Consider the following 20,712-nt stretch of genomic DNA (forward strand, 5'->3'; position numbering starts at 1 on the left):
TTCTATTGAATAGGATGAAACAGGCGACAAAACGCGCTTTTATACCAAAAAATAGAATCTAGACTCTCTCCAACGGTGCCGACCCGGGTGTCGGCCCTCTTTCAGGAGAGACGCCATGTTGACGATTCGACGCAGCGATGAACGCGGCTATGCCGACCACGGCTGGCTCAAGAGCTTCCATTCGTTCTCCTTCGCGGGCTACCACGACCCGCGGCACGTCCACTTCAGCGTCCTGCGGGTGATCAACGAAGACCGCGTGGCGCCGGGGCAGGGTTTCGGCCAGCACGGCCATCGCGACATGGAGATCTTCTCCTACGTGCTCAGCGGCGAGCTGGCCCACCGTGACACCCTGGGCAACGGCTCGGCGATCGGCCCTGGCCGGGTGCAGATCATGACCACCGGTAGCGGGGTCGAGCACAGCGAATTCAACCACTCCGCCAGCGAGCCGGTGCACTTCCTGCAGATCTGGCTGTTCCCGCGCGCGCGCAACCTCCAACCGCGCTATGCCGAGAAGGATTTCGACGCCGCCGACAAGCGCGGCCGGCTGTGCCTGATCCTGTCGCCGGACGGCCGCGATGGCTCGCTCACGCTGCAGCAGGACGCCTTCATCTACGCCTCGCTGCTCGATGGCGACGAGCGCGCCGAACTGGCGCTGGGCGCACAGCGCCAGGCCTACGTGCACCTGGTGCGTGGCGCGCTGACGGTCAACGGCACCCGGCTGGCGGGTGGCGATGCACTGATGCTGACCGACGAGCCGACGCTGACGCTGGAACAGGGCGAGGATGCCGAGGTGCTGGTGTTCGACCTGCCGGTGATCGACGCGGCCTGATTCGACGGCGGTCGGCGCGGCCGCGTCGGCCGTCAGTGAGAAGTGCACGCGCCTCGAGGCGCGTGCTACCCAAGATCTGACGTTCTTATCTCTGGAGTGACAAGATGCCCTATCGCAACCTGCGCCAATCCCTGACCCTGACCGCCGCTCTGCTCGCCGGTACCGCCAGCTTAAGCGCCCTGGCCGATAGCGTGACCTACCAGATGGACCCGAGCCACACCAGCGTGGTGGCCTCGTGGAGCCACTTCGGCTTCTCCCATCCCACGGCGAGCTTCTCCGACGTCAAGGGCACGATCCACTTCGACCGCGACGACATCGCCGACTCCAGCGTGACGGTGAGCATCCCGGTGAAGACCGTGGATACGCGCGTGCCGGCGCTGAACAAGGAGTTTCTGGGAGAGAGCTACTTCGACGTCGCGCAGTATCCCGAGGCGACCTTCGAGAGCACAAGCATCGAGGCCACCGGCGACGATCACTACGACGTGCACGGCAAGCTGACCATCAAGGGCGTGACCCATCCGGCGGTACTCCACGCCACCCTCAACCAGGTCGGCGAGCACCCCATGGCCAAGGTACCGGCGCTCGGCTTCGACGCCGAGACGACCATTCAGCGCAGCGACTACGGCCTCGACCAGTACGTGCCCAACGTCAGCGACGCGATCCATATCCGTATCTCGAGCGAAGCCGAGGCCGGCGGCAGCGATAGCTGATACCCGCGTCTACGTGGGCAAGGCCCAGAACGCGAAAGGCCCCCGAACGCGAAAGCGTCGGGGGCCTTGTGCAGGTCGGTCGAGCGTCTTACAGGCCAGTCGTACTCGAACTAGGCCTGCTATAAATATTTGAGCAGACTCTGCAACCGCTCCAGATCGCGCGAATCGCCGACCAGGCGCAGACGTCCGTCGAACAGGCCTTCGCGGAAGGCGCGCTGGGAAGGCTTGCGCAGAAAATGAGTGGCGCTGTCGGCATCGCGAAAGCGCAGTTCGAGATTGAGATCCACCGGCAGCCCGCTCTGGCTGTCGACGCGCTCCGGCGTCATCCGGTAGTGGCGAGCAATCGCTCGGTCTTCGGTCGCCACGCCCCAATCGAAGCGCTTCAGACGCGTCAGGGCCTCACGGAATTCAGGCTTGCGCGCACGCGTACGCTTCAACATCACGCCCAGCCACCACAGCATCAACTTGAGCTTCATGCGCCCTCGCAAGCCGTCAGGTCAAGAAAGAAATGCCGACCCGCCCGGTGACGGGGGATCGGTCATCGATGGCCACTCGCCGTCAGGCGTCGAGCCCGTCGCGGCAGCGATTACTTACTAACCGCGTCCTTGAGCGCCTTGCCGGGCTTGAATGCCACGGTCTTGCTGGCGGGAATATTCAGCGGCTTGCCGGTCTGCGGGTTCTTGCCGGTGCGGGCGGCACGCTCGCGCACGGTGAACGAGCCGAAGCCGATCAGCGTGACGTCACTGCCTTTAGATACCGTGCCGGTGATCTCATCGAGGATGACGTTGAGTACCTGGCTGGCTTTGTCCTTGGAAAGATCCGCACGCTCGGCGATCGCCGCGGCGAGTTCTGGCTTACGCATAAAGCCCTCCTTGTTTGGCTCTACTGGGGCGAGGTCGCGGATAGCGACGCCTCGCGATTCCTAAGCGCTGTTGTTATCGGGGCGCGCCAGTCGGGTCGGCGCGCCCCCAGCGCATAATAGGCAGCTCTCGACGCGGTTTGTAAAGCCTTACATGAGCATTTGCCGTTCGCGCCCGACCACCGCTGCTAGCCTAGCAACGGCGGTGCCGCCCGCGCCAGTTCGACTTTGCGCCGAACGCAGGCGCCGGTCAGGGCGAATCCGATCAGCCGCCCGGCGGCATCCTCGGCCACGGCGCTGAAATCCCCCGCCTCGCCGTCGATGCGCCAGCGCGCCGGGGTCTCCCGCGGCACCAGCGCGGCGATCGGCAGCAGCGCGGTCTTGACCATCACCGGCCAGGCGCCGTAGGCGACCGCCGTCGGCGTGCCGGTGAGCGTGGCGGCCAGCGCCTTGGCGCTGGCCTGCAGCGGCTGTACGTACATGGCGTTGAGGCCATCGACGCAAGCGACGTCGCCGAGCGCATGAATGTGCGGGTCGCTGGTCTGCAGATAGCGGTCGGTGAGAATGCCCGCGGGGCCGGTCTGCAGCCCGGCGGCGGCGGCCAGCGCGGTGCGCGGACGCAGCCCGGTGGCCACCAGCACCAGATCGGCAGCGAGGCGCTCACCGTCGTCGAGCGTCAGCGACACGCCGCCGTCACTGGACTCGAGCGCCTGCACCTGGCGCTCGAAGTAGCCGGCGATACCGGCGGCAGCGAACGCCTCGGCCAGCGCCCGCCCCAGCGGTGGCGGCAGTAGCCGTGGCAGCGGCGCCGGCTCCGGGGCGATCAGCGCGACCCGATGACCGCCGGCGTGGAGATCGTTGGCGAACTCGCAGCCCACCAGCCCGGCGCCGACGATGGCCACTCGGGCCGGTTGCCCGGGGTGGCGCTCGAGCGCGGCGCGAAAACGCCGGTAGTCATCGAGATCGTTGACCTGGAAGACCCGCTCGGCGAGCGCCTCGGGGGTTGCGAACGGCTGCCACGGCGCCGCGCCGATGGCCAGCACCAGCTGCTCGTAGGGCAGGCGCTCGGCGCCCAGCCGCAGCGTGCGCTGGCGCGGGTCGATCGCGTCGACCGGGGTATGGCAGCGCAGGGTGGCATTGATCGCATCGGCCACACCGATGGCGTCGCGCTGAGCCAGCGCCGCGGCACTCTGGCCCTTGGTGAAGGCACTCGAGAGCAGCGGCTTGGCGTACTCATCGCCGCTGTCGGCGGTGATCAGGGTCAGCGCGCGGTGGGGGTCGCGGCTGCGTATCGCACGGGCCAGGCCCAGGCCGGCCATGCCGGTGCCGATGATCGTCAGGGGCGCACTCATGCCTTCCTCTCGGTCGCGGAATGGCCCCATGATACACTACGCCGCCCCAGGGCCGCCGCGCCCGGGCCCTCGCGGCCAGTCCTGTCCGGAGTCGTGCGTGTCCTCATCTTCATCCCTTCGCCTGCCCAGTCGCGTGCGCTCAAGCGCTACGGATACCCGGTCTTCGGATGCCGACCCCTCGGCGCCTACCTCCGTGGCTGCGAGCCATTGGCAGACCACGCCGTCGCTGCGGCGCTGGAGCCCGGCCGCCGCCTGGCGCCCGGTGATGGACCCGCGCTGGTGGCGCTGGGTCGCCTCGACCGATTCGCTCACCGCGCGTCTGATTGCCGCCTCGCCGCGGCCTTTTCGCGTCCGCCTGCTCGATGAGGGCATCGGCGTGCCGCGACGCGACGAAGCCCAGGCGCTGGGCCTGGCGCCGGGCCGCGTGGCCTGGATCCGCGAGGTGCTGCTGATGAGCGGCGAGCGCCCCTGGGTCGCGGCGCGCTCGGTGGCGCCGCTGACCCGCGGCGGCTGCCGCAGCCTGCGCGCCCTGGGCGAGCGCTCGCTGGGCAGCTGGCTGTTCGCCCAACCGGATCTCGAGCGCGGGCCGATCGAGCTGAGTGCGGACCCTGCCGGCGTCTGGCTGCGCCGTTCGCGCTTTCGCCACGGCCGCATCCAACTGCTGGTGCAGGAACGCTTCCTGAGGCAGATGGCCGCCGACCTGGCGCTGCCGCCCGCGGGGTGAGCCCGGCTTCCGGACTGTGTGAGCCCCCGCTTACCGCCTACAGCCGCCCGGCGAGAGCCGCCTCGAAGATCCCGCGGTAGGTCGCCGCGTCGAAGGCAATCGGATTGCCCCCGGCGGAAGGGTCCTCCACCGCCATCTGTCCGATCCGTTCGGCATGGCTGTCGTCGATGCCCAGCGCGCTCAGCGCATGGGGAATGCCCAGGCGCTCACGCAGATCCAACACCCAATCGATCACTGCGGCAACCCCCGGCTGCGGCAGGTCGAGATAGCGCGCCAGGCGCACCATCGGCTCGCCGATCGCGCGGGTGTTGGCACGCAGCACGTAGGGCATCAGCACCGCATTGAGCATGCCATGGTGGGCATCGAACAGCGCCCCCAGCGGATGCGCCAGCGCGTGCATCGCGCCCAGCCCGCGCTGGAAGGCGGTGGCCCCCATCATCGACGCCACCAGCATGTCGCTGCGCGCGGCGAGATCGTCGCCGTGCAGGTAGGCCCGCGGCAGCGCATCGCGGATACGCCGCATGCCCTCCACCGCAATGCCCTCGGCCTGGGGGTGATACCCGGGCGCGCACCACGCTTCGAGACAGTGGGAGAGCGCATCCATGCCGGTGGCGGCGGTGAGCCCCGGCGGCAATTCACGGGTCAGCAGCGGGTCGAGGATCACCGCGCCGGGCAGCATGCGCGGGTGGAAGATGATGCGCTTGACCTGGGCCTGCTCGTCGGTGATCACCGAGGCGCGCCCGACCTCGGAGCCGGTGCCGGCGGTGGTCGGCACCGCCACCACCGGCAGCACGGCGTCGGCATCCGCCTGGCGCCAGTTGTCGCCGCGATCCTCCAGCGCCCACAGCGACAGCGACTCGGGCTGGCGCGCCATCAGCGCCACCGCCTTGGCCGCGTCCAGCCCCGAACCGCCGCCGAAGGCGATCACGCCGTCGTGGTCACCGGCGCGGAAAGCGGCCACGCCGGCCGCGACGTTGGCCCCGGTGGGGTTGCCCTGAATCTGACTGAATACGTCGACCGCCAGCCCCGCCTCGCGGCAGCGCGTGAGTGCCTGCTCGACCATCGGCAGCGCCGCCAGCCCGGGGTCGGTGATCAACAGCGGCGCGCGCATGCCCAGCGCCTGGCAGGCGTCGGGTAGCTCCTCGGCGCGCCCGGCGCCGATGCGGATGGGCGTGGGGTAGTTCCAGTTCGCGCTATAGCGTGCGCGATCGAAGTCACTCATGACGGATCTCCTGTAGGGCGGTCGGCGCGGTTCAGGCGTGCTTCAGGTGGAAGGATTTCGGCCGCGTCAGCGTCTCGTAGCCGACCTGCGACAGCGAGCAGCCGCGCCCGGACTGCTTGATCCCGGTCCAGGCCAGTTCCGGGTCGAGATAGTCGCAGCGATTGGTGAACACGGTGCCCGCGTCCAGGCGTTTGGCCAGCGCCTCGCCCACGGCCAGATCGCGGGTGAACACGGCGGCGGTGAGGCCGAACGCGCTGTCATTCATCAGCGCCACCGCCTCGTCGTCATCGGCCACCGTCATGATGCCCACCACCGGGCCGAAGCTCTCCTCACGCATCACCGCCATATCGTGGGTCACCTGGGTGAGCACCTGGGGCGCCAGATAGGCGCTGCCCGGCACCGACAGCGGATAGTCAGCGGGGTCGATCCACGCCTTGGCGCCGGCGGCGACCGCGGCCTCGATCTGGCCGCGCACGAAGTCGGCCGCTGCCGGCCGTACCAGCGGCCCCAGCGTGGTCTGCGGGTCGGTGGGGTTGCCCAGCCTGAGCTCGCGTACCCAGGCCACCGCGCGCTCGACGAAGGCCTCGGCAATGTCGCGGTGGACATAGATGCGCTCGATGCCGCAGCAGCTCTGCCCCGAGTTGAAGAAGGCACCATCCATCACCGCCGGCACGGCGGCATCGAGGTCGACGTCGGCGCGGATATAGGCCGGGTCCTTGCCGCCCAGTTCGAGCCCGGTGGCGATAAAGCGCCCGGCGGCATTGCGCTCGACCATCTCGCCGCCGGCCACCGACCCGGTGAAGGAGACGTGAGCGATGCGGGAGTCGCGGATCAGCGCCTCGGTATCGGCATGCGCCAGATGCAGGAACTGAAACACCCCTTCGGGCAGTCCGGCGGCCTGGAAGGCTTCATGGATACGCTCGGCGCACAGCGGCGTCTGCGCCGAGTGTTTGAGGATCACCGTATTGCCGGCCATGATCGCCGGCACCACCGCATTGACGGCGGTCATGAAGGGGAAGTTCCACGGCGCCACGATCAGCGATACACCCAGCGGCTCGCGGGTGATATAGCGGGTGAAGCCGGGCTTGTCGGCCAGCCGGATCGGCGCCAGGGCCGACTCGGCGAGGGCGATCATGCCGCGAGCGCGCTCCTCGAAGCCGCCGATCTCGCCACCCGCGGCGGCGATCGGCCGCCCCATCTGCCAGGTCAGCTCCTCGGCCAGTTTATCGCGCCGCGCGACGAAGGCATCGACCATCGCCGTACACAGCCGCGCGCGCTCGGCCAGCGGCGTCTCGCGCCATGCCCGCTGCGCCGCCACGGCGTCGGCGACGCAGGCTTCGATCTGCGCCTTCTCGGCCAGCTCGCGTTCGACATAGACCCCGCCATCCACGGGGGAAATCGTGTGTTGTCGTGCCATGCGCTGCTCCCACCCAGAAAGTGTCGTTATCCCGGCCGTGCCCGGGGGGCTCAAATAATCTCGAAGTAACGCGCCAACTCCCAATCGGTGATATGGCGACGGAACTGGCGCTCCTCCCACTCGCGGGTGGCGGCGAAGTGCTCGACGAAGGCGTCGCCGAACAGCTCGCGGGCGGCATCCGAGCCGCGCAGGCGGCTGGCGGCATCCCACAGCGTGCGCGGCAACGCCAGCGACGCCGGGTGTTCGAGTTCGTAGGCATTGCCGGTGACCGGCGCCTCCGGCTCGAGCCCCTGCTCGATGCCGTAGAGCCCGGAACCGATCGCGGCAGCCAGGGCCAGATAGGGGTTGGCGTCGGCGCTGCCGAGGCGATACTCGACCCGCTGGGACGTCTGTGAGCCGGGGATCACGCGCAGCGCACAGGTGCGGTTCTCGACCCCCCAGGTGGCATCGGTGGGCGCCCAGAAGCCGGGAACCAGCCGGGTATAGCTGTTGATCGTCGGCGCAAGCATCGCCAGCAGCTCCGGCATCAAACGCTGCTGGCCGGCGACGAAGTGGCGCTGGAGCTGGCTCATGCCATGGGGCGCGTCGGCATCGAAGAAAGCCGAACGGTCGCCGTCGCGATGGCGCAGCGAGAGATGGATATGCCCGCTCTGACCGGGATAGTCCGGCGACCACTTGGCCATGAAGGTCGCCATCAGCCCGCGCCGCTGCGCCCACACCTTGGTGAAGGTCTTGAACAAGGCCCCCTTGTCGCCGGCGTTCAGGGCATCGTCGACGCCGATCGCCGCCTCGAGCACGCCGGGGCCGGTCTCGGTGTGCAGCCCCTCGATGGGGAAGTCCATGGTCTCCGCCAGTGCCAGCAGGTCGTGGTAGAGCTCGCCATGCACCGAGCTGCGCAGCATCGAGTAGCCCATCATGTCCGGCGTCAGCGGCTTGAGGTCACGATAGCCCTTCTCGCGAATCGACTCCGGGGTCTCCTGGAACAGGAAGAACTCGTACTCCAGCGAGCCGAAGACAGCGAACCCCAGCGCCTCGGCACGGGCGATCACGCGCCTGAGCAGCCCGCGCGGGCAGAGCTGGCCGGCATCGCCCTCGAACTCGGCCAAAAACAGCAGCATGTCGCCCTCGAACGGCACCTCGCGGCAGCTCTCGGGGACGATCCGCAGCGGCGCATCCGGATAGCCGGTATGCCAGCCGGTGAAGGCGACGTTGTCGTAGAGCTCGTCCTTGCTGTCCCAGCCCAGCACCACGTCGCAGAAGGCAAACCCCTTCTCCAGCGCGGCGAAGAACTTGTCGCGCTGCATGTACTTGCCGCGCATCACGCCGTCGATGTCGAACATGCCGACCTTGACGTGGCTCAGCCCGCGCGCCTCGACGAGTTCGCGCGCCTGGGCGGCGGTGCGCACGCTTCTGGCTTGGTGATCACTCATGGCCTTTCCTCACTCACAGTGTCAGGGAGATCGGGATCACACCGCGCGGCCGTCGTCGCCCGCCTCGGCCTGCTCGCCTCGCTGCATGGCGAACTCCTCCTCCGGTGACAGGATCAGACGATGCCGCCCGACGCAGGCGAAGTAGCCGATACCCACCGCCAGCCACAGGGCGACGCCGATCACGCCGATCCGATAGGTGCTGTCGCTGAGCTGGAAGTAGATCGTCATCAGCGCGATGACGAGGGTCGCCACGGCGCCGGGAATCCCGAAGGGGCTGCGGTAGGGGCGCTCGATATGGGCGTGATGGCGACGCAACAGAATGAAGGAGAGCGCCTGGGCGATGTAGGAGCACATGGCGCCGAAGACCGCCATGTTGAGCAGCGTGCCCCCGATCACCGCCGAACCCTCCTGGGTGCCGAGGCCGAAGAAGCAGATCAGCATGATGGTCATGCCCACCAGCGCGCCGCCGATCATCGCCACGTACGGCGTCTTGCGCGTACCGTGGGTCACCGAGAGGAAGGTAGGAAAGTAGCCGGCGCGGGAGAGCGAGTAGATCTGGCGACCCTGGGCAAAAATGATGGTATGGAAACTGGCGATCAGCCCGACCAGCGCCAGCAGCGCGAGGAATTTGGCGGTGCCGGCGCCGAAGATCGCCTGGAAACCATCCAGCAACGGCTCACCGGACTGGCTCAGGGCGTAGCTACCAACGCCTACCACCGCGGGGTTGAGCACCAGGATCAGGGTCGCGGAGACGATCAGGGTGGTGATGCCGAGCAGGATGCCGCGCGGCATGTCACGCCGCGGGTCGACCGACTCCTCGGCGGCCAGCGGCAACTGCTCGATGGCCAGGAACAGCCACACCGCGAACGGCATCGCCGCTAGCGCCCCACCGATACCCATCGGCAGCAGCGGTCCGTGGCCGCCTTCGAGCTCACCGCCGCCGGGGGCGATGTTCAGCGCCCAGGTCGAGAAGTCGAGATGGGTGACGGCGCTGAACCAGAACACCACCAGCACCGCCAGCGCCAGCAGGGTCACCGCCAGCGTCACCCTGAACGACAGCTCGACCCCGACGATGTTGAGGCCGACGAACAGCAGATAGCCCAGCAGCCACCACAGCGGCTGGAACGCCGCCGGCGTCTCGAAGATGCTGCCCAGATAAGAGCCGATGAAGAACACGATCACCGCCGGCGTGAGCACGTACTCGACGTTCTCGCACAGGCCGGTGACGAAACCGCCCCAGGGCCCCATGGATGAGCGCGCGAAGGAGTAGGCCGCACCGGTGTGCGGCAGGGCCGGCGACATCTCGGCGATACAGAAGGTCAGGCCCAGGTACATCACCGCGATGATCGCGGTGGCGATCGCCATGCCGCCCCAGCCGCCCGAGGCGAGCCCCAGGTTCCAGCCCGAGTAGTGGCCCGAGATCACCGCGCCCACACCCAGGGCCCAGAGCGACCAGGGCCCGGCGTGGCGACGCAGGCCGCGCTTGTCGAAATAGCTGGCATCCTGCTGCTGGTAGTGGATGCCGACGGCGGGTTTACCGTGGTTTGTCATTGTTCTACTCCCAAGGATCGAGCCACCCTGTTCCGCGATCCCAGTGCTGCCAGCGTCTATCGACACCCAGGAGCGACGCCGACATCCGCTGACCGCGCCCACCTCGAGTCTGAGCGCGTCAGCGTGACAAAAGCAATATCTATCGCTACGCCCCGTACGCTATCGCTGCGCCAACTGCCACGCCTATCGCCGCGCCTCGCTGCCGGCGGGGTTGTGGTGTAAGGTCCAGCCAGTCGCGTCCCGCTCGCCGTTCTGGAGAATTCGATGTCCGCCGCCGACCCCACGCCACGCCCCCGCGGCCTGGCGCGAATCCCCGACTTCCTGCGCCTGACCCGGCTCGACAAGCCGATCGGCACCTGGCTGCTGATGTGGCCCACGCTGTGGGCGCTGTGGCTCGCCGCCGACGGCCTGCCGGACCGCGCCAACCTGATCATCTTCGTGCTCGGCGTTTATCTGATGCGCGCCGCCGGCTGCGTGGTCAACGACTACGCCGACCGCAAGATCGACGGCCACGTCAAGCGCACCAAGGAGCGCCCGCTGGCCACCGGACGCATCCGCGAACACGAGGCCAAGACCCTGTTCGCGGTGCTGGTGGCGGCGGCCTTCGTGCTGGTCTGCTTCACCAATCTGCCCACGGTGCTGCTCTCCTTCGTCGGCGTGGCGCTGGCCGCGCTCTATCCGTTCATGAAGCGCTACACCCACCTGCCCCAGGTGGTGCTGGGGCTGGCGTTCTCGTGGAGCATCCCGATGGCGTTCATGGCGGTGAGCCGCAGCGTGCCGCTGGAGGCGTGGCTGTTGCTGCTGGCCAACCTGACCTGGACCGTGGCCTATGACACTCAGTACGCCATGGTCGACCGCGACGACGACATCAATATCGGGGTCAAGTCCACCGCGCGCCTGTTCGGCCGCGCCGACAAGCTGATCATCGGTCTGCTGCAACTGGCCACGCTGGGCCTGCTGGCCGGGATCGGGGCACGCCTGGCGCTGGGCGGGTTCTTCTGGCTGGGGCTGGCGGCGATGGCGGCGACCTTCGTCTATCAGCAGTGGCTGATCCGTGGGCGCGAGCGCGGCCCCTGCTTCCAGGCCTTTCTCAACAACTTCTGGTCGGGGCTTTTACTGTTCGCCGGGGTGGTGCTGAGCCTGTGGCCGGTGATATGAGCCGCTGCCCTCATCGATCGCCTCTTCGCGCCCCCAGCGGTCGCCGCCAGGGTCGATGGTCTCGATGCGAGATGTGAGGGATGACATCGATGTCACGTATTTGTCATATTTTCACGCTGTAATCGTCACCGTTCTGTCACGGCCGGAAGGTTGTCCGCTGCACGCGCGCCTCCTCCGGCGGCTCACTCGAGGCCTGTCATGAGCTCCAAGACCGTACTCATCGTTGACGACGAGCCCTCCATCCGCGAAATGATCGCGGTGGCGCTGGAGATGGCCGACTACCGCGTGCTGGAGGCGGACAACGCCCAGAGCGCCCACGCCATGGCGCTGGACCACAAGCCGGACCTGATGCTGCTCGACTGGATGATGCCGGGCACCAGCGGGATCGAGCTGGCGCGCCGCCTCAAGCGCGAGGAGGCCACCGCCGAGATGCCGATCATCCTGCTCACCGCCAAGGGCGAGGAGGACAACAAGGTCCAGGGGCTCGAAGCAGGCGCCGACGACTACATCACCAAGCCGTTCTCGCCGCGCGAGCTGGTAGCCCGGCTCAAGGCCGTGCTGCGCCGGGCCACGCCACCGGGCATCGAGGAGGCGGTCGAGGTCGAGGGGCTCAAGCTCGATCCCGCCAGCCATCGCGTCACCTCCCACGGCAGCGCGCTGGAGATCGGCCCCACCGAGTACCGCCTGCTGCAGTTCTTCATGACCCATCAGGAGCGCGCCTACACGCGTAGCCAGTTGCTCGATCAGGTCTGGGGTGGCAACGTCTACGTCGAGGAGCGCACCGTCGACGTGCATATCCGCCGGCTACGCAAGTCGCTGGGCGAGAAGCACCAGCATCTGATCCAGACGGTGCGCGGCACCGGTTACCGCTTTTCGATCAGGGAGTAAGTCGCAGCGTGCGCTACTGGATCAACGAGCTGTGGCGCCTTGGCTACATGCTGTTCGGGCTCGGCGCGATGGGTACGCTGCTGGGCGAGCTGTTCGGCGCGCTGTTTGCCGGCCTCGGCTGGGGGCTGGCCGCGGGGCTAGGGCTCTACGTCTTCCTGCATCTACGCCACGTGCGCCTGCTCTATGTGTGGCTGCTGCGCCATCCGCGCGAGGCGCCGCCGCCCGGTACCGGCGTCTGGGGCGATCTGTTCGACCGCCTCTACACCTACCAGAAAGCGCAGAGCCAGATGCAGCAACGGCTGCGCGATATCCTGCGGCGCATCCAGGACTCCTGCGAGGCGATGCGCGACAGCGTGGTGATGCTCGATCCGCGCGGCGACCTGGAGTGGTGGAACAGCGCCGCCTCCGACATGCTCGGCCTGCAGCCCGACCACGACCGCGGCCAGCCGATCACCAACCTGCTGCGCGATCCGCGCTTCATCGACTACTTCGAGGCCCGCGACTACCGCGAGCCGCTCATGATCCCCTCGCCGATCGACGCCGCGCACACCCTGCAGTTCCATATCACCCTGTTCGGCGACGACGAGCGCCTGCTGATGGTGCGCGACGTGACCCGGCTGCACCAGCTGGAGATGATGCGCCGCGACTTCGTCGCCAATGTCTCCCACGAGCTGCGCACCCCGCTGACCGTGCTGGCGGGCTATCTGGAGACCTACTCCGACCACGCCGATCAGCTGCCGACCCGCTGGCAGCGCGGTTTCTCGCAGATGCAGGCGCAGACCACGCGGATGCAGAACCTGGTCGAGGATCTGCTGCTGCTGTCACGCCTGGAGATCGACAGCCCCAATGACGACCGCGACGCCATCGATGTGCGCGCCCTGCTCGAGAGCATCGTCGACGACGCCCGCGGGCTGAGCGCGGGGCACCAGCAGATCGCGCTGCAGGTCGACGAGCCTCATCGCCTGCTCGGCAACACCAAGGAGATTCGCAGCGCGGTCTCCAACCTAGTCTTCAACGCCGTGCGCTACACCCCCGAAGGCAGCCGTATCACCCTGCGCTGGAAGCCCTGGCACGATGGCGCCGCGATCGAGGTGGAGGACGACGGCGAGGGCTTCGACCCGGTGCACATCCCGCGCCTGACCGAGCGCTTCTACCGCGTCGACAAGGGGCGCAGCGCCGCCACCGGCGGTACCGGCCTGGGGCTGGCCATCGTCAAGCACGTGCTGCTGCGCCACGATGCTCAGTTGGAGATCGTCAGCCGACCCGGCATGGGCGCCCGCTTCCGCTGCGTCTTCCCCGCCACGCGTCTGATCACAAACGACGAAGGCAACACGCCGGCGATCTCGGCGCAGCCATGAACGCCGCGGGCGGCACTGCGCGGCCCGGCTCTTTCCGCCTTTTCACGCACGGCTGCCCTACGCTAGCTGTCCCCTGGCTCTCGCTGGCCTCTGGCTCTTACTGGTCTCAGCATTAGATCCACTCTCCATCAGCTCACGATTGAGCGGGCCTTTTTCCATCGACCCTTTTTCCATCGACCCTTTCCCATCGCCCCTTTTTATCGCACCGGGTTCGTCGCGCACGCTTCCATGGCAACGGCGCGATGCGCAGCGGATTGTTATCTAAATCTTAAGTAGGTGCTGCCGATAAAGTGAGCGGACTAGTAATACATTCCTCTACATGAATCGGCAGATACCTCGGATAAGGACGGCTTTCGCGATGACGATGCGGCAAAAACTCTGGATCACGGTGGGATTGATGTGGTTCGGCATGCTGGTGCTGGTGGGCTGGATGGCCCTGGAAAAGCGCGACACCCTGATGGCCGAGCGGGTCCAGAGTCTCAAGAGCTTCGTCGCCAGCGCCCAGACGCTGGTACAGCGCTACGCTGATCGCGCCGCCCAGGGTGAGTTCAGCGTCGAAGCGGCGCAGGACTTCGCCCGGCGCAATCTGTCGGCGCTCGATCTCGACGGCAGCTATGTCTACGCCTTCAACGGCAAGATTCACCTCGTCTATCACCCCAAGCGGGCGATCGGCACCGACATGAGCAACTTCCGTGACGACAACGGCGTCTACTTCTATCGCGAGCTGAAAGCGCTGGCCGACTCGCCCGACGACGGCACCCTGGAATACACCTCGACCAACGCCGACGGCGAGGACGTCTCGCGCATCAACTACGTGCGCCATGTCCCCGCCTGGGACTGGTATCTCGCCGCCAACGTCTATGTCAGCGACATCCAGCACGCGTTCTGGATGGGGGTGCTCAAGATGAGTCTGATCGCCGGCACGATCGGCATCGCGATCACCCTGGTGATGGCGTGGATCATCCGCAGCGTGCTGGGTGATCTGGGCGGCGACCCACGCCACGCGCGTAACGCGGTGCAGGGCATCGCCGAGGGCGACCTGACCCGGGCGCTGACGCTCAAGCCCAATGACCGCCATAGCCTGCTGCACGCCATCGAGGGTATGCGCGTGCATCTGGCCGAGGCCCTGGGCGGCGTGCGTCAGGCCTCCACCACCATCACCGTGGGCGTGGGGCAGATTCACAGCGGCAACCAGGACCTGGCGGCACGTACCGACCAGCAGGCCGCCTCGATCGGCGAGACCGCCTCGAGCATGGAGCAGTTGACCCAGACCGTACGTCAGAACGCCGAGAACGCGCGCCAGGCCAATGGCCTCGCCGGCCAGGCGCGCAGCACCGCCAGCGAAGGCGGGGCGATGATGGATCAGGTCGTCTCCACCATGCAAGGCATCACCGACAGCTCGCGCCAGGTGACCGACATCGTCGAGGTGATCGACTCGATCGCCTTCCAGACCAATATCCTCGCCCTCAACGCCTCGGTGGAAGCGGCCCGCGCCGGCGAGCAGGGGCGCGGCTTCGCCGTGGTCGCCAACGAGGTACGCACGCTGGCCAGCCGCAGCGCCGACGCCTCGCGTCAGATCCGCGAGCTGATCGATGCCTCCAACCGCAAGATCGAAGCGGGGTCGAGGATCGTCGCCGAGGCCGGCGAGACCATCGGTCGGGTGGTCGAGTCGGTCTCGCGCATGACCGATCTGATCGAGGAGATCTCGGTCGCCTCCGCCGAGCAGTCCAACGGCATCGACCAGGTCAACGAAGCCGTGGTGCAGATGGATCAGGTCACCCAGCAGAATGCCTCGCTGGTGCAGCAGGCGAGCAGCGCCGCGGCCAGTCTCAACGAACAGGTCCAGCGCCTGGAGCAGGCCCTGGCCGGCTTCCGCATCGCCGGGGCCGAGTCGCGCCCGATGGCGACGGCCACGTCCGCACCCCAGGTGTCGACGCCAGCGCCCCAGGTGGCAGCGCCCCAGGTGGTAGCGCCAGCCACCCGTCTGAGCGCGACCCGCCGGCCGGCCATGGCCACCACCGAGGACGACTGGGAGTCGTTCTAAGCGCCACACAGCGCACTCCCACACCCGCGGGGCCGGCATGCCGGCCCCGCTCTCTTTGCCCCCTCCAGCCGACGCCATCACGACTCAAGCGCTAATTTCCTAACCCTCCGACAATGGGCGCCGGTGGCAGAGCAAAGCGAGGGTCCTTTGCCAGGGATGGCAAAGTTAGCGCCCAGGGAGGGGTTTACAGCGTCCTCGCGACGTCCTGCCACCGGCCCACTTCGTTTACCGGCTACAACAGGCGCTCCAGACCTGCAGCAACGACAGGTTAAGATGGGCGCCTTTCTCTCTGCCGGAGCGCCGTACCCATGCTGCCGATCACCCGCCTGCGATCTCGCCCCACTGGACGCCACCCGTATCGCGCTGCAAGCGCCCTGCTCCTGGCCGCGACGCTATGGCTGTGGGCCGCCGCTGGCGTGGCGGCACCGGTCGCGATCACCTTCCCCGCCAGCGTCGAACAGGGCTCGGTGGTGATCGGGCGGGTGCCGCCGGGCAGCCAGGTACGGGTGGCGGGGCACACGCTGCGGGTCACCGGCTACGGTACTGTGGTGTTCGGCGTCGGCCGCGACGCCCAGGGCGCGCAGTCGATCGAGATCGTCACCCCGGATGGCCGACAGCAGCAGGCGTCGGTGGCGATCACCCCGCGCGACTGGCCGATCGAACGTATCGATGGCGTGCCGCCGAAGACGGTCTCGCCGCCGCCCAAGATCGCCGCCCGCATCGCCCGCGAGCAGGCCGCGGTGAGCGCCCAGCGCCAGCGTGACGACGATCGGGTCGGCTTCGCCGAGGCCTTCATCTGGCCGGTGAAGGGGCGCATCAGCGGGCGCTTCGGCAATCAGCGGGTCTACAACGGCACCCCCGGCTCGGCCCACTCGGGCATGGATATCGCCGCCGCCACCGGCACCCCGGTAAAGGCGCCGGCCAGCGGCGTGATCACCTTCGCCGACGACCTCTACCTCACCGGCGGCACCGTGCTGCTCGACCACGGCTACGGCATCAGCTCCAACTTCCTGCATCTGTCGCGGATCGACGTCGCGGTGGGCCAGCACGTCGACCAGGGCGAGGTGATCGGCGCGGTGGGTGCCACCGGTCGGGCCACCGGGCCGCACCTGCATTGGGGCATGAACTGGTTCGATACGCGTATCGATCCGCTGCTGGTGCTCGAGCGCACGCGCTAGGCGTGGTGAGCCGACAGCCCACCGCTCAACCCGCCTCGCGCTTCCAATAACCCGTGATCAGATGCTGCCCCTTGGCCAGGGCGAACTCCTGCTTCAAGCGCTTGCGCAGGCGCTGGCTGACCTCGGCCTCGCCGGCGAACCACACGAAGCGGTCACTGTCCGCCGTCGGCAGCGCCGCGACCACCGCGCTGGCGAGCTGTTCGCTGGGGGCGTGGCCCTGGCAGCGATAGCACCAGTGCAAATGCGCGCCGGGGTGAGCCGGCAGCGTGAGCCGATCCGCCGGCGACTCGACCTCCAGCCACGCCTCGATGCGCGCCGCGGCCGGCAGCGTCTCGAGCAGGCGTGAGATCGCCGGCAGCGCGGTTTCGTCCCCCGCCAGCAGATAGTGCGCAGCGCTGGCGACACCGCGCCCGTAGGGCCCGGCCATACCGCAGAGATCGCCGGGCCGGGCGCGGCGGGCGAAGTCACCGCCCGGCCCCGGCGCCGCATGCAGCAGGAAGTCGATCTCGACCTCGCCGCGCTCGCGATCCAGGCGCCGGATGGTGTAGTAGCGGATCGCCGCGCGCACCTCTTCCGGCGGCCACAGCGTGGCGCCCTCCTCCGTCGGTCGCGGCCACTGCGGCCGCGCCAGCCCCGGCGGCGGAAAGTGCAGGCGCACGTGCCACTCCTCGTCGTGGTCGAAGCGCGCCAGGTCCTCACCGGCCAGGGTCAGCCGGCGCATGCTCGGCGACAGCGCCTCGCTCTTGACCACGCGCATCTCGCGGAAGTTGGCGAAGGTCGGCGCGGCAACGACATCGCCATGCCAGTGCAATGGCACGGCGTTGTCGCCGGCGAACAGCGTCGCATAGTGCTCGATCACGCTGCGCAGCGTCTCCAGGCCGTCGCGGGTGGCGGCACACGCCGCCAGGCGCAGGCCGACCCGGATAGCGGTGAAGCTCGCCTCGCCGCCGGGCAGCTCGACCACGATGCTGGCACCTTCACTGCGATAGCCGACATCGTACTCATCCAGAAAGGCTCTCAGGCGCGATTGAAAATTATTTACATCAGTAAGCGTCAGTGTGGCATCGCAGCGAAGTGCAGTCATGATGTCGAACCGTCAGCGGGATGGCGCGGGAAACGCGAGGAGGCGTCACAAGGCGGGCCGGCGAGCGCCAGCATCGAGCGACAGCCTAGCAGACATGGCGTGTCGGGATACAGGCCCCAGACGCAGCATGCCCCCGTCGAGGCGGGGGCATGGCAGGGTCACGTAGCCCGGCTGCGTGCCGGGCGCGGTGAGCCGATCAGGCAGTCGCTTCGGCGTAGCGGCGGTTGACCTCATCCCAGTTGATGACGTCGAAGAAGGCCGCGATGTAGTCCGGGCGCTTGTTCTGATACTTCAGGTAGTAGGCGTGCTCCCACACGTCCAGACCCAGGATCGGCGTCAGGCCGTCCATCAGCGGGCTGTCCTGGTTGAGGGTGTTGATGACCTTGAGCTTCTTCTCCGGGGTCACCACCAGCCACGCCCAGCCGCTACCGAAACGACCGGTGGCCGCCTTCTTGAACTCCTCTTTGAAGTTCTCGTAGCCGCCGAGTTCGCTGTCGATCGCCTCGGCGACCTTGCCGGTCGGGGCACCGCCGCCATCTTTGGACATCACGGTCCAGAACAGCGAGTGGTTGGCGTGGCCGCCGCCGTTGTTGATGACCGCCTGGCGCTTGTCCTGCGGCACCTTGTCGATGTCGGCCATCAGTTTGTCGACCGGCACGTCTTCCAGCCCGGTGCCTTCCAGCGCGGCATTCAGGTTGTTGACGTAGGTCTGATGGTGACGGGAGTGGTGGATCTCCATCGTCATCGCATCGATCTTGGGTTCCAGCGCGTCGTAGGCGTACGGCAGTGACGGTAAGCTATGAGCCATGATCAAACTCCCTTTCTCAAGAGGCACGGGCGCCTCGCGGGTGAATAACAATAGTGGAATCACTACATAAATGCCTGCACGAGCGAGTGGCTGCGTTACGCGGTACTCGAAAGCTCGCCTAACCCAATGTTATGTCTCGCTTTCTGCGTTCCGGGCGCCTTGCCCTTCATCTCGTTCGGCGATTTATTCAGCGCTTCCATAGTGAGCAGCGCGCGGCGGTGTCAAACCGATCGGCACCGTCTGGCGCCCTGCCTTTTTGACGCTAACCTGCTGATCTTCAGTGCCTTTTACAAAGCCGCCCGACGCGGAGCGACTTGGCAAAAATGTCGTCTTACACCACCTACATGGCGTGCCCCAGGGGCGCTTTCAACCCCGTGGGCGGGTTTTTTTCCGGGCCTGCGTGTCGGGCACGTGCATGACCGCCCCGCCGCGCTGCCAGACGCCGCTCACAGCACCTGGGTGAACACGAACATCAGCATGAACCCCAGCAGCACGCCGGCGGTGGCGAAGCTCTCGTGGCCCTTGCGGTGCGACTCGGGAATCACCTCGTGGCTGATCACGAACAGCATGGCACCGGCAGCAAAGGCCAGCCCCACCGGTAGCAGCGCCGAGGCCAGATTGACCGCCAGCGCGCCGACGATACCGCCGACCGGCTCCACCAGACCGCTGATCAGTGCCGCCAGCAGCGCCATGCCGCGTGAATAGCCGATGGCGATCAAGCCCAGCGCCACGATCAGCCCCTCGGGCAGATTCTGGATGCCGATCCCCAGCGTCAGCGCCAGCCCGGCGGAGACGTCGCCGGTGCCGTAGCCCACACCCACCGCCACCCCCTCGGGGAAGTTGTGGATGGTGATGGCGAGCACGAACAGCCAGATACGCCGAATCTGCAGCGCATCGGCCCCACTCTGCTTGCCCAGGGCGAAGTGCTCGTGGGGCAGCAGGCGCTCGATCGCCAGGATGGTGACTCCGCCCAGGGTCATGCCGGCGCAGACGATGGCCAGCGCCGGCCACTGGCTGCGGCTCAGCGTCAGCGCCTCCTCGAACCCCGGCAGCATCAGCGAGTAGGCGGTGGCCGCCAGCATCACGCCGGCGCCGAAGCCCATCAGTGAATCCTCCAGCCGCTGGCTGATGCGCCGCAGCAGCAGAATCGGCAGCGCCCCCACCGGGGTGAACAACCCCGCGATCAGGCTCGCCAGAATCCCCGCCTGGACATTGCCCAGCGCGGCGAAGCTCTCGTGCAGGCCGGTGAGAGAGACCCCCGCCAGCAGTATGGCGGCCACCAGCAGCAGCGCCCCGAGGCCACGCTGCCAACTCACGACATCACGCAGATCCGACATATCGACCTCAGCGCGCCGGCACGGGAAGAGAGCGGTAGTAGCGGTCCCACAGCATCACCCCGCCGGCCACACCGCCCGGCAGCAGCACCAGATTGAGCAGTGGCACCCAGGTCGCCAGCGACATGCAGCCGCCATAGGTGAGGGTCGGCCACCAGCGCGCGCGCAGCCGTCGGCGCATGTCGGTGAACGCGACCTGGTTGTTGTCCATGGGGTAGTCGAGATACTGGATCGCCATCATCCAGGCGGAGAACGCCGCCCACAGGAAGGGGGTGATCAGGTTGAGCCCGGGCACGAAGCCGAGCAGGAACAGCAGCGCCATGCGCGGCAGCAGGTAGCCCAGCTTGACCAGCTCGCGCCCCAGGGCGTCGACGCCGGTCTTGATCCAGCCGCGCTCGTCGCTGGGCGGGCGCCCGGTGAGGCGAGTCTCCACCTTTTCGGCGAGAAAGCCGTAGAACGGTGCCGCAATGAGGTTGGAGACCAGGGTGAAGGTGAAGAACACCATCAGCACCAGCGCGACCACCAGCAGCGGCCAGATCAGCCACTCCAGCCACTCGAGCCAGCTGGGCACCTGGCGCATGCCGTAGTCGAGCCAACCGCCGAAGTTGCCGATCAGATAGTAGATGGCGCCGCCGTAGAGCAGCAGGTTGACCACGATCGGGCCGATGACGAAGCGCCGCAGGCCCGGTTCGAGTACCAGCCGGGTCCCACGGACGATCGCTTGCAGGGAGTAGATCATTCGAATTCCGCCATCCGGACAGTGCGT

19 protein-coding genes are annotated in these 20,712 nt (G+C 67.6%); 8 read left to right on the top strand and 11 right to left on the bottom strand.

Translation table 11 applies throughout. The features are described from left to right. The first annotated feature begins 115 nt into the window (after positions 1-115). On the top strand, positions 116-829 hold the full coding sequence (locus tag QO259_RS18260) for a pirin family protein (RefSeq protein WP_353057306.1): 714 nt from the start codon (positions 116-118) through the stop codon (positions 827-829). Positions 830-933: 104 nt separating this feature from the next. Further along, a complete protein-coding gene (locus tag QO259_RS18265; protein WP_207036706.1) occupies positions 934-1,539 on the top strand; it encodes a YceI family protein in 606 nt (201 codons plus the stop codon). A gap of 119 nt (positions 1,540-1,658) precedes the next feature. On the opposite strand, the gene QO259_RS18270 is transcribed toward QO259_RS18265, so the two are convergent. From QO259_RS18270 to QO259_RS18280, 3 genes are all read right to left on the bottom strand, one after another. After that, the gene (locus QO259_RS18270) at positions 1,659-2,015 is read right to left on the bottom strand and encodes a hypothetical protein (protein WP_035472797.1); all 357 of its coding nucleotides are present in this window, start codon (positions 2,013-2,015) and stop codon (positions 1,659-1,661) included. Positions 2,016-2,125: 110 nt separating this feature from the next. Then, a complete protein-coding gene (locus QO259_RS18275; protein WP_035472794.1) occupies positions 2,126-2,401 on the bottom strand; it encodes an HU family DNA-binding protein in 276 nt (91 codons plus the stop codon). A gap of 185 nt (positions 2,402-2,586) precedes the next feature. Further along, complete coding sequence (locus QO259_RS18280; RefSeq protein ID WP_285951086.1) at positions 2,587-3,750, bottom strand: FAD-dependent oxidoreductase; 1,164 nt, start codon at positions 3,748-3,750, stop codon at positions 2,587-2,589. A 193-nt stretch (positions 3,751-3,943) separates the two neighbouring features. Here QO259_RS18280 and QO259_RS18285 point away from each other — a divergent pair, with 193 nt between their 5' ends. Then, complete coding sequence (locus QO259_RS18285; RefSeq protein ID WP_502949119.1) at positions 3,944-4,474, top strand: chorismate--pyruvate lyase family protein; 531 nt, start codon at positions 3,944-3,946, stop codon at positions 4,472-4,474. Positions 4,475-4,511: 37 nt separating this feature from the next. Here the strand turns inward: QO259_RS18285 and QO259_RS18290 are convergent, their stop codons facing one another. Genes QO259_RS18290 through QO259_RS18305 form a run of 4 tightly spaced genes read right to left on the bottom strand, consistent with a single transcriptional unit; the run spans position 4,512 to position 10,094 of the window. After that, positions 4,512-5,696, bottom strand: a complete 1,185-nt coding sequence (locus QO259_RS18290; protein WP_285951087.1) for an iron-containing alcohol dehydrogenase — start codon at positions 5,694-5,696, stop codon at positions 4,512-4,514. 31 nt (positions 5,697-5,727) lie between these two features. Beyond that, complete coding sequence (locus tag QO259_RS18295; RefSeq protein WP_285951088.1) at positions 5,728-7,113, bottom strand: aldehyde dehydrogenase family protein; 1,386 nt, start codon at positions 7,111-7,113, stop codon at positions 5,728-5,730. 50 nt (positions 7,114-7,163) lie between these two features. Further along, entirely contained in the window at positions 7,164-8,543 is a 1,380-nt protein-coding gene (locus QO259_RS18300; RefSeq protein ID WP_285951089.1) for a glutamine synthetase family protein, read from the bottom strand. Positions 8,544-8,579: 36 nt separating this feature from the next. Next, complete coding sequence (locus QO259_RS18305) at positions 8,580-10,094, bottom strand: amino acid permease (protein ID WP_285951090.1); 1,515 nt, start codon at positions 10,092-10,094, stop codon at positions 8,580-8,582. Between the two features lie 264 nt (positions 10,095-10,358). Between QO259_RS18305 and ubiA the strand changes: the two genes are divergently transcribed. The 5 genes from ubiA to QO259_RS18330 all read left to right on the top strand — a co-directional run bounded on the left by ubiA (position 10,359) and on the right by QO259_RS18330 (position 16,720). Continuing rightward, positions 10,359-11,252 (top strand): 4-hydroxybenzoate octaprenyltransferase, encoded by an 894-nt coding sequence (ubiA, locus tag QO259_RS18310; RefSeq protein WP_285951091.1) that lies wholly within the window; start codon positions 10,359-10,361, stop codon positions 11,250-11,252. A gap of 198 nt (positions 11,253-11,450) precedes the next feature. Then, positions 11,451-12,140 (top strand): phosphate regulon transcriptional regulator PhoB, encoded by a 690-nt coding sequence (phoB, locus tag QO259_RS18315; protein ID WP_035470561.1) that lies wholly within the window; start codon positions 11,451-11,453, stop codon positions 12,138-12,140. 8 nt (positions 12,141-12,148) lie between these two features. Further along, positions 12,149-13,498, top strand: a complete 1,350-nt coding sequence (gene phoR / locus QO259_RS18320; RefSeq protein WP_285951092.1) for a phosphate regulon sensor histidine kinase PhoR — start codon at positions 12,149-12,151, stop codon at positions 13,496-13,498. A 358-nt stretch (positions 13,499-13,856) separates the two neighbouring features. Then, positions 13,857-15,542, top strand: coding sequence for a methyl-accepting chemotaxis protein (locus QO259_RS18325; protein WP_285951093.1), 1,686 nt, complete (start codon positions 13,857-13,859; stop codon positions 15,540-15,542). A gap of 308 nt (positions 15,543-15,850) precedes the next feature. Next, complete coding sequence (locus tag QO259_RS18330; protein WP_285951094.1) at positions 15,851-16,720, top strand: M23 family metallopeptidase; 870 nt, start codon at positions 15,851-15,853, stop codon at positions 16,718-16,720. Positions 16,721-16,745: 25 nt separating this feature from the next. On the opposite strand, the gene QO259_RS18335 is transcribed toward QO259_RS18330, so the two are convergent. From QO259_RS18335 to cysZ, 4 genes are all read right to left on the bottom strand, one after another. After that, positions 16,746-17,804: a siderophore-interacting protein gene (locus QO259_RS18335; RefSeq protein ID WP_285951095.1), complete on the bottom strand. Its 1,059-nt coding sequence runs from the start codon at positions 17,802-17,804 to the stop codon at positions 16,746-16,748. Positions 17,805-18,000: 196 nt separating this feature from the next. Further along, positions 18,001-18,612, bottom strand: coding sequence for a superoxide dismutase (locus QO259_RS18340; RefSeq protein WP_285951096.1), 612 nt, complete (start codon positions 18,610-18,612; stop codon positions 18,001-18,003). A gap of 446 nt (positions 18,613-19,058) precedes the next feature. After that, positions 19,059-19,949: a ZIP family metal transporter gene (locus tag QO259_RS18345; protein ID WP_285951097.1), complete on the bottom strand. Its 891-nt coding sequence runs from the start codon at positions 19,947-19,949 to the stop codon at positions 19,059-19,061. Between the two features lie 7 nt (positions 19,950-19,956). Then, positions 19,957-20,685, bottom strand: a complete 729-nt coding sequence (gene cysZ / locus QO259_RS18350; RefSeq protein WP_035476104.1) for a sulfate transporter CysZ — start codon at positions 20,683-20,685, stop codon at positions 19,957-19,959. Positions 20,686-20,712 lie beyond the last annotated feature (27 nt).

It is taken from the genome of Salinicola sp. JS01 (genome assembly GCF_030284585.1).
Lineage (GTDB): Bacteria > Pseudomonadota > Gammaproteobacteria > Pseudomonadales > Halomonadaceae > Salinicola.

Coding starts and splice junctions, on each gene's coding strand:
- cysZ (WP_035476104.1), bottom strand. CDS start 20,685: ATGATCTACTCCCTGCAAGCGATCGTCCGTGGGACCCGGCTGGTACTC.
- QO259_RS18300 (WP_285951089.1), bottom strand. CDS start 8,543: ATGAGTGATCACCAAGCCAGAAGCGTGCGCACCGCCGCCCAGGCGCGC.
- QO259_RS18325 (WP_285951093.1), top strand. CDS start 13,857: ATGACGATGCGGCAAAAACTCTGGATCACGGTGGGATTGATGTGGTTC.
- QO259_RS18345 (WP_285951097.1), bottom strand. CDS start 19,949: ATGTCGGATCTGCGTGATGTCGTGAGTTGGCAGCGTGGCCTCGGGGCG.
- QO259_RS18260 (WP_353057306.1), top strand. CDS start 116: ATGTTGACGATTCGACGCAGCGATGAACGCGGCTATGCCGACCACGGC.
- QO259_RS18290 (WP_285951087.1), bottom strand. CDS start 5,696: ATGAGTGACTTCGATCGCGCACGCTATAGCGCGAACTGGAACTACCCC.
- QO259_RS18335 (WP_285951095.1), bottom strand. CDS start 17,804: ATGACTGCACTTCGCTGCGATGCCACACTGACGCTTACTGATGTAAAT.
- QO259_RS18330 (WP_285951094.1), top strand. CDS start 15,851: ATGCTGCCGATCACCCGCCTGCGATCTCGCCCCACTGGACGCCACCCG.
- QO259_RS18270 (WP_035472797.1), bottom strand. CDS start 2,015: ATGAAGCTCAAGTTGATGCTGTGGTGGCTGGGCGTGATGTTGAAGCGT.
- QO259_RS18275 (WP_035472794.1), bottom strand. CDS start 2,401: ATGCGTAAGCCAGAACTCGCCGCGGCGATCGCCGAGCGTGCGGATCTT.
- phoB (WP_035470561.1), top strand. CDS start 11,451: ATGAGCTCCAAGACCGTACTCATCGTTGACGACGAGCCCTCCATCCGC.
- QO259_RS18305 (WP_285951090.1), bottom strand. CDS start 10,094: ATGACAAACCACGGTAAACCCGCCGTCGGCATCCACTACCAGCAGCAG.
- QO259_RS18295 (WP_285951088.1), bottom strand. CDS start 7,113: ATGGCACGACAACACACGATTTCCCCCGTGGATGGCGGGGTCTATGTC.
- QO259_RS18265 (WP_207036706.1), top strand. CDS start 934: ATGCCCTATCGCAACCTGCGCCAATCCCTGACCCTGACCGCCGCTCTG.
- QO259_RS18280 (WP_285951086.1), bottom strand. CDS start 3,750: ATGAGTGCGCCCCTGACGATCATCGGCACCGGCATGGCCGGCCTGGGC.
- QO259_RS18340 (WP_285951096.1), bottom strand. CDS start 18,612: ATGGCTCATAGCTTACCGTCACTGCCGTACGCCTACGACGCGCTGGAA.
- ubiA (WP_285951091.1), top strand. CDS start 10,359: ATGTCCGCCGCCGACCCCACGCCACGCCCCCGCGGCCTGGCGCGAATC.